The sequence below is a fragment of the Parviterribacter kavangonensis genome, from assembly GCF_056863335.1.
Map to the genome: position 1 here is coordinate 298,312 of NZ_JBXPJA010000002.1, position 13,152 is coordinate 311,463.

Below are 13,152 nucleotides of genomic sequence, written 5' to 3' on the forward strand. Positions count from 1 at the left end.
TCCACGTGGGGAGGGGGCGAGGCCTTACGCCGGGGTGGAGAGGCGGGTGGGGCGGGTGCGGCCGCGGAGGACGACCTCCTCGCCGGCGTTCCAGCGACCGGCCTCCCCGTTGGCGCAGCGGCGGATGATCGACTCCGAGGCGAGGACGCGCTCGGGGCGCCTCTTCGCGAGCTCGCAGAGGCGGGCGGCCTCGTTGACCGGGTCGCCGATCACCGTGTACTCGAAGCGGCGCTCGGCGCCGACGTAGCCGGCGACGGCGGGACCGGCGGAGATGCCGATGCCGGCGTCCACGCCGGGCAGGTGGCGCAGCCGGTCGCGCAGGACGCGGGCCGCGCCGAGCGCGCCGCCGGCGGGGTCGTCGTGGTCGCCGGGGGCGCCGAAGACGACGAGCGCCGCGTCGCCCTCGAACTTGTTCACCCAGCCGCCGTGGCGCTCGGCCACGTCGACGACGACGGCGAAGAAGTCGTTGAGCAGCCGGACCACCTCGCGCGGCGGGCGGTGGGCGGCCATCGAGGTCGAGCCGATGAGATCGACGAAGAGCACGGCGACGTCGCGGACCTCGCCGCCGAGGGCGGGCTCGCGGCCGTCCAGGGCCGTCCGCGCGACGTCCTCGCCGACGTGGCGGCCGAAGAGGTCGCGCAACCGCTCGCGGTCGCGCAGGCCGGCGGCCATGCTGTTGAAGCCGCTCTGCAGCAGGCCGACCTCGCTGCCGTCGTTGACCTGAACACCGGCGTCGAGGTCGCCGCTCTCGATCCGGCCGAGGGCCTTGCGCAGCGAGCGCAGCGGCTCGGCGACGGACTTCGCGGCCAGCATCGTGCCGAGCAGCCCGATGAGGAGGCCGACGCCGCAGAGGACGATGACGCTCGTCGCCAGGTCGTCGGCCGACACCTCGCCGGAGACCATCGAATGGCAGGCAAGCAGGATCATCCCGACCAGCGGGACGCCCGACGCGAAGAGCCAGGTCAGCACGAGCCGGCCCGCGACGCCCGGTCCCTTCGGCCGCGCGACGGGGCCGAACGCCAGCGCGCGGGCGGTCAGCGGCCGCGCGAGCCGCTCCGTCAGCAGGTAGCCGAGCGCCGTGCACGTCAGGCCGCCGAGGAAGATCGTCGAGGCGACGTGGAACGCGACCTCGCCGCCGAAGGAGAGGTTGATGAGGTAGAAGGCGACGGCGCTCGCGGTCCAGCCGACGGCGTCGAGGCCGGCCGAGCGCAGCGGCAGGCAAAGCGTGTCGCGCCGCTCGGTCTCGGTCGGCGCGCGCCCCTCGGCGAGCCATCGCAGCACCGGCACGTTCAGGCGCCGCGCGGCGATCGTCCCTGCGACACCGGCGAGCGGCAGCAGCACGGCGAGCGCGATCGCGTTGCGGGCGATGATCGTCCCGTTCTCCGCCGAGGCCTCCGGGGCGGGCAGCACGAGCCATAGCAGCAGGAAGACGTCGATCGCGCCCCAAGCGCCGGCGACGATCTGCGCGACGCCGATCCGGCGCAGCACGCGACGCGCCATGCGGCGGCCCTCGGCTTCGCCGGCGGGCACAGGCTTGGCCCGCAGCGGGACGGCGGTCGTTCCCGCGCTCATGCGCGCCGACGATACGCCTCGAGTGCGGGTTTCGCGACGGATCAGGGCTGTGAGATCGGTCACGCCGTTGACAGGTGACCATTTGGTCACGTATTGTCCGCGGAGATGGACGACGTGTTCAAAGCGCTGGCGGATCCGACCCGCCGCGCCCTGCTCGACGCGCTCTTCGCGCAGGACGGGCAGGCGACGGGCACGCTCGAACGGCGGCTGCCGATGAGCCGCTTCGGGGTGATGAAGCACCTGCGGGTGCTCGAGGAGGCCGGGCTCGTCACGAGCCGCAAGCAGGGGCGCGAGCGCCTGCACTTCCTCAACCCCGTGCCGATCCGGCTCATCCACGACCGGTGGGTGAGCAAGTACGCCGAGCCGTGGGCGGCGGCGCTCACCGGGCTCAAGAGGACGCTGGAGGAGCGAGCGATGAAGGTGTTCGAGATCTACATCCGGGCGACGCCCGAGGACGTGTGGCGCGGCATCACCGACGGTGAGCTGACGCGGCAGTACTACTTCGGCTCCGCCGTCACGAGCGACTGGACCGAGGGTGCGCGGTTCGAGATGAAGAGCCCGGACGGCAGCGAGGTCTGGGTCGAGGGCGAGGTGCTCGAGATCGACGAGCCGCGACGGCTGGTGCAGAGCTTCCGCGCGCACTGGGACGCGGAGATGGAGCAGGAGCAGCCGTCGCGCGTGACGTGGGAGCTCGAGCCGGCCGGGTCGGCCTGCCGGCTGCGCGTGACGCACGAGGACCTGAGCGAGGCGGCGGCGCGGCAGGTCTCGAGCGGCTGGCCGCAGATCCTCTCGGGGCTGAAGACGCTGCTCGAGACGGGCGAGCCGCTGCAGGTCCAGTCCGTCGGCGCGTAGTCCACAAGATCGGTGTACAATCTGGTGCGTGCTGACCCAAGATGAGCTGCGCGGCGTCCTCGAGGCGCTGAGCGCCGACCACGAGAGCTGGGGCGGGCTCGTCCGCCACGATGCGGAGCAGCGGGTGTTCGAGGAGCTCAACGCCGGCCGCGACGACGTCGAGGCGTGGCTCATCTGCTGGATGCCCGGGCACGACACCGGCTTCCACGACCACGACGTCTCCTCGGGCGCCGTGGCCGTGCTGGCGGGCGAGGTGGTCGAGGACCGCCTCGCCCTCGGCGGCAAGACGCCACCGTCCCGGCGCGTGGGCGCGGGCGAGACGTTCGGGTTCGGCCCGACCGACATCCACCGCGTCCGCCACGCCGGGGTGCAGCCGGCCGTCACGCTGCACGTCTACAGCCCGCCGCTGCGCCGGATGGGCACCTACCGCGTCGGCGCCGCCGGCGGCGCGCTCGAGCGGCACGCCGTCGGCAAGGACGTCGAGCTGCGCGCCGCCTAGGCCGGGATGGCCTCGAACGACTGCGAGCCGGCGCAGTTGATGAAGATCATCTTGTAGCCGTTGAGGACGTCGAGCTTCGAGTCGAAGAACGACATCCCCAGCGTGCCGGTGACCTTGCCGGCCTGCTGCGCGCTGTTCGTGACCTTGTAGGTGATCGTGCGCGAGCTCGAGCCGACGAGCTGGTTGCCCGTGATGCCCGACTGCTGGACGTTGCCGTCGGTCCCGACCGTCCAGGGGCCGGCGACCACGAAGGGCTCGAGCGAGACGGCGGTGCGCCACGAGCCGCCGTTCTCCGCGCAGACGACCGGGACGAACGGCCACTTCGTGAACGTGATCTGGCCGTTGTCGAGCGTGAACTCGAAGTCGTCGTAGGCGCCCTCGGAGCCCATGCGGCCGGCCCACTTGTTCGACGCGGGGGCGGGCGGGGTCGTCTCCGGGGTCGGGGTCGGGGTCGGGGAGGGCGTCGGCGACGGGGACGGGGAGGGGGAGGGAGACGGAGCGGACCACGGCGCGGGCGCGGAGCCCGGCCCCGGCGTCGCGGCGGGCAGGGTGAGCGTCAGCGTCTTGCGGACCGTCGTGGCCTTCTTCGCCTTGGCGGCGCGCAGTTGCAGCGCGACGGTCGCGCGGCCGCCGGCGGCCTGCAGCGCGGTGACGCCGTTCGCGCCGACGCGCAGCGTGACCTTCGCGGTCGACCACTTCCCGAGCCGCACCGCCTTCGAGGCGAGCGACTTGCTGCCGACGAGGAGGCTGGCCTTGCCGGTCAGCACGCGGCTGCTCGGGTTCGAGACCTGGACGGTGGTGACGCCGGCCGCCGAGACGGCGGAGGCGCGGTTGATCTTGGCGGGCGCGGCCGCGGCGGTGGCGGGCACGGCGGCGGTGGCGGCGAGAGCGGCGAGCAGGATGGTGCGACGCATGACGACGCTCACTCTGGAGGTGCGCTGCCCGGCGCACATCGGGGAACCCCCGGAACCTCGCGCCGGCGACGACCCCGGTGGGCCCGGACGACGACCCCGGTGCGTCATGGGGCGGCCCCGATGGGGCGGCGAGGTCGCGAGTGGGGTCAGGCGCCGTCGGCGAGCGCCTGGCGCACGAGCTCGCGGATGCCGTCCTGCGAGCGGGCGACCGCGAGGAACCGCGCGGTGTGGCAGAACTGCGCGTCGGCGACGCCGGTGAGGGCGGCGAGCTCCGCCGCCTGGAGGCCGGCCCACGCCGCCGGGAGGTCCTTGCGGTTCGTGAAGTCGCCGAGGCGCTGGGGCACCGCCTGGACGCGCCAGTCGTCGTCCTTCTTGGGGTAGATGACGTACAGCGCCTGCGGCGCGCCGGTCACGACGGCCTGGTGCCAGGGCAGCGAGCGGTCGAGCTCGATGACACGGGGATCGGCGGCGGCCGCGATCGCCTGCTCGACGAGGCCGCGGGCGCGGGCGCCGGCCAGCGCGAAGGCGATCTGGCGGTCGAGCACCTCCATGGCGAAGCCGACGGCGCGGTCGAAGCGCTCGAGCCGCACCGCGTCCGAGGCGTCCTCGTCCCACGCGGGGTTGAACTGGTCGACGAGGTCGGAGACGTCGGTCACGCGGATCCCGTCGAGCAGCGGGCGCGACAGCGTGAAGCCGGTGTCGATCGCGTCGACGCCCTGCACGAGCCGGCCCTCGACGTCCGCCGCGGCGCGGACGTCGCCGCCCGTGAGCTTCGTCCCGTGCTCCTTCCACACGAGCCCGAAGGACGCGTAGGGGATCCCGTTCGGCCGCTTGCCGGCGCCGCCCTTCTGATGGTGATCGAAGTCGCCGGTGGACGGGTCGTCGCGCAGCCCGATGTCGACGCGCACGTCGGCGGCGGCGATGACGGCGCGGTCGCGGCTGCGGACGATCTCGAGATCGGGCGTGATCATCCGGAGCACCGCGACGGCGAAGACGTCGTCGGCGTGGAAGCTCCCGTCGTGGGTGGCCACCTTCATCACGGACACCCTAGGACGGGTCAGGCGGGCAGCCGGCGGAGCATCCGCGCCGCCTCTTCGCGATGGGCGCGGCGATGCGAGCCGCTGAGGCCGGCCAGCGACGTGCGCAACGCCTCGAGGTCGACGTCGGCGCCCGCGCGCTGCATCTCGCGGACGTAGGCGTCGACGGGCTTCGACCCGCGCCGCCTGTTGCAGGCCCGGCATGCGAGCAGCGCGTTCTCGCCGGTCATGTGGCCGCCCCGCGAGCGCGGCACGACGTGCTCGAGCGTGAGGTCACGCCGCCACAGCTCCCGGCCGCACCAGACGCAGGCAGGCCCGTCGCGCTCGATGAGCGCCTCGACGCTCACCGGCAGCGTTCGCGTGGCCATGCCCCGAGGCTATCGCCGCACCGGCAACGGGTAAGACGGTCGCATGACCAAGGATCATGGATCGAGCGTCAAGAACGACAAGCAGTACGAGGGCATGCGCAAGAAGGGCATGAGCAAGCAGCGTGCCGCCGCGATCTCCAACGCGAACGCCGGCTCGGGAAACGCCGCCTCGAAGAAGGGCGGCAAGAAGTCCGGCGGCGGCAAGAAGTCCTAGGCGCCGCGGCGCCGGGTCACGCAGTCGCGGGCGCCGATGGTTCGTGGCATGCTGCGCCCATGCCGATGATGGACCTCACGCTGCCCGCCGGCACCCTCGAGCAGGACGCCAAGACCGCGCTCGTCGACGAGCTCACGACGATCCTCCTGCGCGCCGAGCGCGCGCCGGACACCGACTTCTTCCGCGAGATCACCTGGGTCTTCGTGCACGAGCTCGACGCCTACGACGTCTACGCGGCCGGCCGTCCGGTCGACAAGCCGATCGTCCGGCTCATGGTCACGACGCCCGAGGGTGCGCTGTCGGACCGCCGCCGCGCCGAGCTCGTCGAGGGCGCCACCCGCGCGATCCGCGAGGCCGTCGGGCTCGCCGAGGAGGATGCCCTGCGCGTCTGGGTCACCTGCCGCGAGATCGACGAGGGCAGCTGGGGCGCCGGCGGCCAGGTCATCCACTTCCAGCAGCTGCGAGAGATGGCCGCCGCCCAGCGCGAGGGCGCGGAGGCGGCTCAGCCCGCGCGGTAGCTGTCTTCACAGGCGGCGATCGCGGGGTTCTGCCCGCGGACGCAGAAGTGGGCGAACTTGTCGGGGACGCCGTTGCCGATGAGCGCCCGGGTAGCCGTACGTCTCGGGGTAGACCTTGCGGCGCAGCGGCGCGTTCGGCGACGCGTCACGACGGAGGGGCTCGGGTCGAGCGCCCGGACCGTGATGGGCGTTCCTACCGCGCGGGAACGTCCGGACGCAAGCGCGTCCTCAACCGAAGGCCGCTGGCGGCGAACCGACGCCCCGCTCTGGAGCGGACCCGACAGAACGCGAGACCGCGCGGCGGCAGCATCGTCGCCATGCTCACCGTCTCGCCCTCCCGCTGCTTCGGCGCGCTCGGCGCCGCACTCGCCGCGACGCTCGTCGTCGTCCCGGCGGCGTTCGCCACCGGGACGTTCTCGACGGCGTTCGGCGAGATCCACTACGCGGGGGCGCCCTCCCTCTACATGGACAACATGATCGCGTCGGCTCAGGGCGGCAAGCCCGTCTTCACGCGTGAGCCGGGCGGCGACGAGCTCAAGGCCGGCACCGGCTGCGTCTCGCTGGTCCTCAACGACGCGGTCATGTGCGACGCGCAGTCGTTCTCGATCGACCTCGGCTCCGGCGCCGACCGGTTCGTCGCCACCAGCACCTTCCCGATCGGCGGCACGATCCTCGGCGGCACCTACGAGGACCTGATCGTCGGCGGGCCCAAGACCGACGTGATCGACGGCGGCGACCAGAACGACCAGATCGACGGCGGCGGCGGGGCCGACGCGCTCAAGGGCGGCGCCGGGATCGACACCGTCGACTGGTCCGGCCGCGAGGCGCCTGTCTCGGCCACCTTCGACGGCGCCGCCAACGACGGCTACACGGCGGAGCTCGACAACCTCGCCGCCGACATCGAGGTCATCCGCGGCGGCGTTGCCGGCGACGATCTGCGCGGCGACGCGCGCGCGAACACCTTCCGCGGCGGCGCGGGCGCGGATGTCCTCTCGGGCGGCGAGGGCGCCGACGAGCTCAAGGGCGAGGCCGGCAACGACACCATCACCGGCGGGCCGGGCAAGGACCTCCTCGACGGCGGCAGCGAGGACGACGTCATCGACGCCCGCGACGGCGTGGCCGACACCGTGAACTGCGCGACCGGCAAGGACCGCGCGATCGTCGACGAGCTCGACGTCACGGCCGACTGCGAGACCGTCGAGCTCCCGGCGCCGCCCGCCGCGCCGGCCGAGGCCGCGACGACCACCACGACCACCACCGACTCGAGCGTTCCCGGGAGCGGGACGACCGGGACCGGGGGCGTCTCCACGGAAGGTGAGCACCGTGCGACGCCCCCGGTCCTCCACTTCGGCCTCCAGGCGCGCTACGTCGTGCGCGGCAGCCGCACCCGCGTGCGCCGCCTCGTCGCGACGGGACTGCCCGCCGGCGCGACGATCGCGATCCGCTGCAAGGGGCGCGGCTGCCCGAAGGCCGTCCTGCGCGCCGCCGTCCGCAGCGGCAGCAGCGCCGTGCTGACGAGCAAGCTCCGCCGCCACGTCCTGCGCCCCGGCGCGACCGTCGACGTCGTCGTCACCGCGCCTTCGATCACCACCGCCCAGCGCATCCGGCTGACCGTGCGCAAGGGCCGCGCCCCCCGGCGCACGATCGTCGCCTAGCCGTCGCCGAGGTCGGCGAGGTCGACCGTCTCGGCAGCGCGCGCCGGCTCGGCCCGGCCGGCCGGCGGGGTGGGCTGCCGATCCTCGTCGAACCCGCCGAGGTCGACCGTCGCAGGCGCCACGGGCGCCTCGGGCGCCGCTGCCTGCTGCTGCCGCGGCGCCGCGTCCCGGTCACGCCGGCGCGGCTCGCTCGGCCGCGAGCGCTGCGCCGCGGACCGCCGGGCGGCGCGGTTGCCCGACGGGGCCGTGGCCGGGCTCGTCGTCGTGGTCGTGGGGCGAGCCGCCGGCGCGGGCGTCGCGGCACGAGGTGCGGGGGCGGGGCGGCGTTCGCGGTGCTCGGCGTCTGTGGCGATGGTCGCCGCGGTCCCGGCGCCGATCGCGGCGCAGCACGCCCCGACCGCGAGCTTCGCGACCAGGCCGCCACCCGCGCCGCCCGAGGCCCCAGTCGCCGCACCGACGGCGGCAGCGCCCCCGCCGCCCGAGAGCTTCAGCAGGGCGGCCAGGCCCGAGCCGGGGACCAGCAGCGAGAGCTCCCGCTCGACCCGCGCCTGCGCGCGACGGAACGCCGCGCACTCCGGGCACGCGTCGAGGTGGCGCAGGTCGCCGCGGCGCGGCCGATGGCCGGCATCGGCCGCTTCGGTCAGCCGCCGCCGGACGTCGGCGCACGTCGCGTCGCGCGCCTCGGCCGCGTCGGTGAGCGCGAGCCTCGCCCGGCGGACGAGCATGCGCGAGGCGACCTCCGAGATCCCCAGCGCCTCCGCCACGGCGCCGTGCGACAGCCCGCCGAGCTCGCGCAGCAGCAGCGCCGACCGCTGGGCATCCGTGAGCCCGCCGATGTCGCGCAGCAGCGCGCGGAACGCCTCCCGGTCCTCGACCGCCGCCGCCGTGTCGGGACCCGGCGGCGCCGCGGGTTCGTCCGCCAGCCGCTCGGTGCGCGGGGCGCGCAGGACGTCGATGCAGCGGTTGTGTGCGACCCGGAACAGCCACGGACGGATCTCGATGTCGCGCCGGTCGCGGCGCAGCGCCTGGTAGGCCCGCAGGAAGACCTCCTGCGCCGCGTCCTCCGGGTCGTGCGGCGTCCCGCGCAGCATGTGCCGCGCGTACGCGCGGATCTCCGCGGCGTACCGATCGTGCAGGGCGGCGAAGGCGCTGTCGTCGCCGGCGCGGAAGCGGCGCAGGAGGGCCGCGTCGCCGCGCAGCCGGTGCAGCGCTCCCGCCCGCGCCGTCACGGCCGCAGCCTCGTCAGGACCCACGCGACACCTGCCCGCTCGCGCGCCTTGCGCGTGCTCTCGGCACCGCCGACGAGCAGGTCGGCGCGGCCGTCGCCGTCGACGTCCCCGGCGGGCGCGACCGACGCGCCGAAGCCGTCGGAGGCCGACGGGCCGGCCAGCTCGACGCCGAGCGCACCGAGGTCGCCGAGCGACAGGGCACCGGCGTGCGCGCCGCCGCGCACCAGGTAGGCACGACCGGCTCCGCGGCGGCCGCGCGCATCGCCGCCGCCGCCGACGAGGACGTCATCGTGCCCGTCGCGATCGACGTCGCCCACGATCGCCACCGAACGGCCGACCCGGTTGCGCGGCACCGCCGTCGGACCGCCGGGGATCGTGTCGCCGGGCCCGAGCGGCGGGCCGGTGAGCGCGGTCACGCGCGGGTACGGCGAGCCCAGCGGGACGTCCTCGCTCGAGCCGGCGCCGCGCACGACGAAGGCGGCGCCGGGCAGCAGCCGGTCCGTGGCGTCGTGGCGGAACCACGACCCCACGACGACGTCGCCGCGGCCGTCGCCGTCCACGTCGCCGCCGGCGCCGATCGTCATCGTGCCGCGGTACGGCTCCTGGTCGGTGATGGCGAAGCCCCGCTCGCCGAGGGCGAGCAGGTCCCCGCCGGTCGCGCGCCCGAAGGCCACGCGCGCCCGCACGGCGGACTCCGCTCCCTCGTCGACCTGCAGCACGACCTCGGCGCGGCGGTCGCCCGTCATGTCCGAGGCCAGGGCCACTGCGTCGACCTTCCGGCCGCGGAGGACGAGACCGCGGCCGCCGAGGCGTGCCAGATCGAGCCGTCCCGCGCGCATCCCGCCGAAGAGCACGGCGACGTGGTCGCGGAACGCGACGGGCCCAGTGAAGGAACCGGGGGACGTGCGCGCCCGGTCGACGACGACGACATCGGGCCGCCCGTCGCCGTTGACGTCAAGACCGCCCGCGACCAGCGGCGTGAGGCGGCGGTCGCGCGACGTGGCGACGGCGACGCCGCGCCGGCCGAGGTGCGCGAGGTCGACCGTCGTGCCCGCCCGGCGGCCGAAGACGACGAAGGCGCCGCCGTCCGAGCCGACCACGACGTCGTCGCGCCCGTCGCCGTTGACGTCGCCCGCGCCGGCGACGCCGAGGCCGGCGAACGATCGCGACCGGGCCCCGAGGATCCGGAAGCCAGGAGCCGACGGGCGCGCCCCGACGCGCACGCGCGCGGCGCGCGCGGGCCCCGCGGCCCGGCGGTGGCCGAAGACGACGTAGGCGGCGCCGGCGTCCCGCCGTCCGCGGCCGTCGGCCTGCGGCGCCCCGACCAGGACGTCGTCGATGCCGTCGCCGTTGACGTCGCCCGCCGGCGCGACGGCGAACCCGGCTGCGTCGACCGAGGCGGCGCCGACGATCTCGGTGCGCTGCTGTGCGCGGACGTCGACCGAACGCGTGGCGGCGGGGGAGGAAGGAGCGGCCGTCAGCGCCAGGACGGCGGCGAGGAGGGAGAGGCGGAGGACAGGCATGTGCACCTACGAACGGACGACGGCCGCAACCGTAACGGGGGCTGGTCCTACGCTGACCGGGTGCCGAACGCGCCCGCAGACAGCGAGGTCATCCGCCAGGCGTTCCTGGCGCACAACCGCGATGACCTCGACGGCTTCCTCGCCGCGCTGCACGACGACGTCGCCTGGGAGTCCGTCGGCGTCTTCCTGCACCCGGCGAAGGTGTGGCACGGGCGCGAGGCGGTGCGCGAGGGGCTGCTCGGCTTCCGCGCGCTGCACGGCGGCCGCGCGACCGTCACGCTGCGCGAGCTGAAGGGCGAGGCGGGCACGGTGCTCGTGGTGGGCGTCGTGTCGGTGCCGTCGGCGCGCCGGCCGATCGCGATGCCGGTCGCGTGGGTCTTCGAGATGGAGGACGGCCGCGCGCGGATCGTGCGCGGCTACCGCAACGAGCGCGGTGCCCGCCCCGACTGGGAGCGGACGGTCGCGCGCCACCGCAGCGACGCCGCCTAGGAGGCGGCGTCGTCGTCGGCGCGCGGCGGGATCGCGTCGCGCAGCCGCGTGCGGGCCTGCTCGAGGCGCCGCTGCATCTCGGCGGCGCCGCGGTCCATCGAGTCCAGCGCGGGGCGCTCCCGCTCCGCGACGGCGCGCGGAGCCGGAGCGGAAGCGGGTGCCTCGGAGCGCCGGCCCCTACGCCGGGACGCCGGCCACCACCGCATTCGACCAGTCGATCACGGAGGTCGGCTTGACGACGTGCCGGGCGAGGCCGAGCTCGTCGGGATCGACGCCCAGCGCGAGGCCGAGCAGCTGCGGCAGGTGCAGGATCGGCAGCCCGAGCTCGCGGCCGCCGTACTTCTCGGCCAGCGGCTGCTGGAGGTCGAGGTTGAGGTGGCACAGCGGGCACGGCGTCACGAGGCAGTCGGCCTCGGCGTCGATCGCGTCGCCGATGTGGCGGGCGGCCTGCTTGAGCGACGCGTCCTTGTTCATCGTGATGATCGGGAAGCCGCAGCACTTGTGCTGGCCGGCGTACTCGATCACCGTGCCGCCGAGGGCCTCGATGAGCATGTGCATGTACCGGTCACGCGGCAGCTCGTGGTCGATGCCCAGGCGGTCGGCCGGCCGGATGATGTAGCAGCCGTAGAACGGCCCGACGCGCAGGTCCTTCAGCGGGCGCTTGACGAGCGAGCGGACCTTGTCGAGCCCGATGTCCTCGACGAGCAGCCAGAGCAGGTTCTTGTTGATGACCCGGCCCTTGTCGTAGCGCAGCCCGCCCTCGAGGTTCGCGTTGATCGCCTCGCGGTACTCGGCGTTCGCGTCCAGGCGCTCCTGGCACTCGGTCTGCGAGCCCTGGCACGTCGAGCAGATGTTCATCATCAGCGCGTCCGTCTCCTGCGCGAGGGCGAACGTGCGGGCGTTGAGCGTGTCGGCCAGCTCCTGCGAGTGCTCGGCGATCACGCCGGCGCCGCAGCACGACGCGCGGTCGAGCTCGACGAGCTCGAGGTCCAGCAGCGGCGCGATCTTGGCCATGGAGCCGTGCAGCTCGGGGGTGAAGCCACGGCTGACGCAGCCGGGCCAGTAGGCGACGCGAGTCATCGGGTGGGGGAGTCCTCCGCGGTGATGCCGGGCGTTCCCTGCTCGGCGGAGGCGGCCGCGCCGTCGCCGGTGCCCGAGGCGGCCATGACGTTCGGCCGCTCGCCCGCGCCCTCGCCCGCCTCGTCCTCGTCGTAGCCCGTGATGTACAGGTTCAGCTCGTAGCGGTCTTCGCGGCTCTCGACCTTCTCGAAGATCCGCTTGACGTCGGCGAGGTCCTTCTTCGGCAGCTTGTGGCCGAGCAGCGCGCCCTTCGGCGTCACCTTGCGGCGCACGAGCGCGCGCGTGATGACGGGCAGCGAGTCGAGCAGCTCGAGGCCGGCCGCCGGGGCGAACTTGCCGAACCAGGAGTCGCCGCCGTACGAGCGCGGCAGCAGCTCGGCCTCATGCAGCAGGCCGTAGCCCTTGACGAGCGTCGTGAACGCGCGCTCGTGGCGGTCGCCGTTGTTGCGGTCCTCGATGTGATGGTCGGAACCGGAGACGCGCCGCAGCCGCATGATCTGGTTCATCGGGGCGACGCCCTTGGGGCAGGCCTCGATGCACGAGAAGCAGTGCGTGCAGTCGTACATGCCGTGCGGGTCCTCGGCGAGGTCCTTCAGGCGGTCGAACTGCGTGGCATCGCGCGGGTCGCCGACGAAGCGGTACGACTTCGCGAGCGCGGCGGGGCCGACGAAGAGCGGGTCGACCTCCATCGAGAGGCAGGAGGCCACGCAGGCGCCGCACTGGATGCAGGCCATCGACTGCGTGATGTCGACCATGTTCTCGTGCGGCACGAGGTACTCGCGCTCGGGCACGGGCTCCTTGTTGATGAGCCACGGCGTGACGCGCTGGATCTTCTTCCAGTGGACCGCGTCCATGTCGACGATCAGGTCCTTGATCACCGGCATGTTGTTGAACGGCTCGACCTCGATCACGCCGTCCTTCGCACCGCGGGCGGCCTCGTCGAGGTGCGTGTGGCAGGCGAGGCCGGCGCGGCCGTTGATCATCACGCCGCAGGAGCCGCAGATCGCCGCCCGGCAGGAGCAGCGGATGCCGATCGAGCCGTCGGTCGTGCCCTTGGCCTGCAGGATCCCCTCCAGGACGGAGCGGTGCGGCTCGAGGTCGACCTCGTACTCAGACCAGTAGGGCGGCTCGCCCGACTCCGGGTCGTAGCGCCGGAGTCTCAGGGTGAACTCGGCCATACCTTCAGCACTTCCCTTGTGAGA

Annotated in this window: 14 protein-coding genes; 6 read left to right on the plus strand and 8 right to left on the minus strand. The window is 74.2% G+C overall.

What is annotated here, in order from left to right; genetic code table 11:
- Nucleotides 1-24 precede the first annotated feature (24 nt).
- Entirely contained in the window at nucleotides 25-1,572 is a 1,548-nt protein-coding gene (locus AC1UE4_RS17235; RefSeq protein ID WP_482918539.1) for an adenylate/guanylate cyclase domain-containing protein, read from the minus strand.
- Between the two features lie 105 nt (nucleotides 1,573-1,677).
- Between AC1UE4_RS17235 and AC1UE4_RS17240 the strand changes: the two genes are divergently transcribed.
- Together AC1UE4_RS17240 and AC1UE4_RS17245 are read left to right on the plus strand one after the other, a co-directional pair.
- Nucleotides 1,678-2,424, plus strand: coding sequence for an ArsR/SmtB family transcription factor (locus AC1UE4_RS17240; RefSeq protein ID WP_482918540.1), 747 nt, complete (start codon nucleotides 1,678-1,680; stop codon nucleotides 2,422-2,424).
- Between the two features lie 28 nt (nucleotides 2,425-2,452).
- Nucleotides 2,453-2,923 (plus strand): cysteine dioxygenase, encoded by a 471-nt coding sequence (locus AC1UE4_RS17245; protein ID WP_482918541.1) that lies wholly within the window; start codon nucleotides 2,453-2,455, stop codon nucleotides 2,921-2,923.
- On the opposite strand, the gene AC1UE4_RS17250 is transcribed toward AC1UE4_RS17245, so the two are convergent.
- The 3 genes from AC1UE4_RS17250 to AC1UE4_RS17260 form a co-directional block, all read right to left on the minus strand.
- Nucleotides 2,920-3,837: a hypothetical protein gene (locus tag AC1UE4_RS17250; RefSeq protein ID WP_482918542.1), complete on the minus strand. Its 918-nt coding sequence runs from the start codon at nucleotides 3,835-3,837 to the stop codon at nucleotides 2,920-2,922. The genes AC1UE4_RS17245 and AC1UE4_RS17250 overlap by 4 nt on opposite strands.
- Nucleotides 3,838-3,983: 146 nt before the next feature.
- On the minus strand, nucleotides 3,984-4,874 hold the full coding sequence (locus AC1UE4_RS17255; protein ID WP_482918543.1) for an MYG1 family protein: 891 nt from the start codon (nucleotides 4,872-4,874) through the stop codon (nucleotides 3,984-3,986).
- Between the two features lie 20 nt (nucleotides 4,875-4,894).
- Entirely contained in the window at nucleotides 4,895-5,242 is a 348-nt protein-coding gene (locus tag AC1UE4_RS17260; protein ID WP_482918544.1) for an HNH endonuclease, read from the minus strand.
- A 43-nt stretch (nucleotides 5,243-5,285) separates the two neighbouring features.
- Between AC1UE4_RS17260 and AC1UE4_RS17265 the strand changes: the two genes are divergently transcribed.
- From AC1UE4_RS17265 to AC1UE4_RS17275, 3 genes are all read left to right on the plus strand, one after another.
- Nucleotides 5,286-5,456 carry a DUF7218 family protein gene (locus AC1UE4_RS17265; RefSeq protein ID WP_482918545.1) on the plus strand — a complete coding sequence of 57 codons (171 nt, stop codon included), beginning with the start codon at nucleotides 5,286-5,288 and terminating at the stop codon, nucleotides 5,454-5,456.
- A gap of 59 nt (nucleotides 5,457-5,515) precedes the next feature.
- The gene (locus AC1UE4_RS17270; protein WP_482918546.1) at nucleotides 5,516-5,974 is read left to right on the plus strand and encodes a tautomerase family protein; all 459 of its coding nucleotides are present in this window, start codon (nucleotides 5,516-5,518) and stop codon (nucleotides 5,972-5,974) included.
- A gap of 317 nt (nucleotides 5,975-6,291) precedes the next feature.
- Nucleotides 6,292-7,629: a calcium-binding protein gene (locus tag AC1UE4_RS17275; RefSeq protein ID WP_482918547.1), complete on the plus strand. Its 1,338-nt coding sequence runs from the start codon at nucleotides 6,292-6,294 to the stop codon at nucleotides 7,627-7,629.
- Here AC1UE4_RS17275 and AC1UE4_RS17280 read toward each other — a convergent pair.
- Together AC1UE4_RS17280 and AC1UE4_RS17285 are read right to left on the minus strand one after the other, a co-directional pair.
- A complete protein-coding gene (locus AC1UE4_RS17280; RefSeq protein ID WP_482918548.1) occupies nucleotides 7,626-8,858 on the minus strand; it encodes an RNA polymerase sigma factor in 1,233 nt (410 codons plus the stop codon). The genes AC1UE4_RS17275 and AC1UE4_RS17280 overlap by 4 nt on opposite strands.
- Nucleotides 8,855-10,381: an FG-GAP-like repeat-containing protein gene (locus AC1UE4_RS17285; RefSeq protein ID WP_482918549.1), complete on the minus strand. Its 1,527-nt coding sequence runs from the start codon at nucleotides 10,379-10,381 to the stop codon at nucleotides 8,855-8,857. Before AC1UE4_RS17285 ends, AC1UE4_RS17280 begins: the two co-directional genes overlap by 4 nt.
- 60 nt (nucleotides 10,382-10,441) lie before the next feature.
- Here AC1UE4_RS17285 and AC1UE4_RS17290 point away from each other — a divergent pair, with 60 nt between their 5' ends.
- Nucleotides 10,442-10,870, plus strand: coding sequence for a nuclear transport factor 2 family protein (locus AC1UE4_RS17290; RefSeq protein WP_482918550.1), 429 nt, complete (start codon nucleotides 10,442-10,444; stop codon nucleotides 10,868-10,870).
- A 177-nt stretch (nucleotides 10,871-11,047) separates the two neighbouring features.
- Here the strand turns inward: AC1UE4_RS17290 and AC1UE4_RS17295 are convergent, their stop codons facing one another.
- Entirely contained in the window at nucleotides 11,048-11,950 is a 903-nt protein-coding gene (locus AC1UE4_RS17295; protein WP_482918551.1) for a CoB--CoM heterodisulfide reductase iron-sulfur subunit B family protein, read from the minus strand.
- Nucleotides 11,947-13,128, minus strand: coding sequence for a succinate dehydrogenase/fumarate reductase iron-sulfur subunit (locus AC1UE4_RS17300; RefSeq protein WP_482918552.1), 1,182 nt, complete (start codon nucleotides 13,126-13,128; stop codon nucleotides 11,947-11,949). The genes AC1UE4_RS17295 and AC1UE4_RS17300 overlap by 4 nt, the downstream gene beginning before the upstream one ends.
- Nucleotides 13,129-13,152: the final 24 nt, after the last annotated feature.

Excerpts from the sequence above, each read along its gene's own strand:
- AC1UE4_RS17240 (WP_482918540.1), top strand. The coding sequence starts at position 1,678 with ATGGACGACGTGTTCAAAGCGCTGGCGGATCCGACCCGCCGCGCCCTG.
- AC1UE4_RS17235 (WP_482918539.1), bottom strand. The coding sequence starts at position 1,572 with ATGAGCGCGGGAACGACCGCCGTCCCGCTGCGGGCCAAGCCTGTGCCC.
- AC1UE4_RS17285 (WP_482918549.1), bottom strand. The coding sequence starts at position 10,381 with ATGCCTGTCCTCCGCCTCTCCCTCCTCGCCGCCGTCCTGGCGCTGACG.
- AC1UE4_RS17295 (WP_482918551.1), bottom strand. The coding sequence starts at position 11,950 with ATGACTCGCGTCGCCTACTGGCCCGGCTGCGTCAGCCGTGGCTTCACC.
- AC1UE4_RS17250 (WP_482918542.1), bottom strand. The coding sequence starts at position 3,837 with ATGCGTCGCACCATCCTGCTCGCCGCTCTCGCCGCCACCGCCGCCGTG.
- AC1UE4_RS17260 (WP_482918544.1), bottom strand. The coding sequence starts at position 5,242 with ATGGCCACGCGAACGCTGCCGGTGAGCGTCGAGGCGCTCATCGAGCGC.
- AC1UE4_RS17300 (WP_482918552.1), bottom strand. The coding sequence starts at position 13,128 with ATGGCCGAGTTCACCCTGAGACTCCGGCGCTACGACCCGGAGTCGGGC.
- AC1UE4_RS17275 (WP_482918547.1), top strand. The coding sequence starts at position 6,292 with ATGCTCACCGTCTCGCCCTCCCGCTGCTTCGGCGCGCTCGGCGCCGCA.
- AC1UE4_RS17270 (WP_482918546.1), top strand. The coding sequence starts at position 5,516 with ATGCCGATGATGGACCTCACGCTGCCCGCCGGCACCCTCGAGCAGGAC.
- AC1UE4_RS17265 (WP_482918545.1), top strand. The coding sequence starts at position 5,286 with ATGACCAAGGATCATGGATCGAGCGTCAAGAACGACAAGCAGTACGAG.
- AC1UE4_RS17255 (WP_482918543.1), bottom strand. The coding sequence starts at position 4,874 with ATGAAGGTGGCCACCCACGACGGGAGCTTCCACGCCGACGACGTCTTC.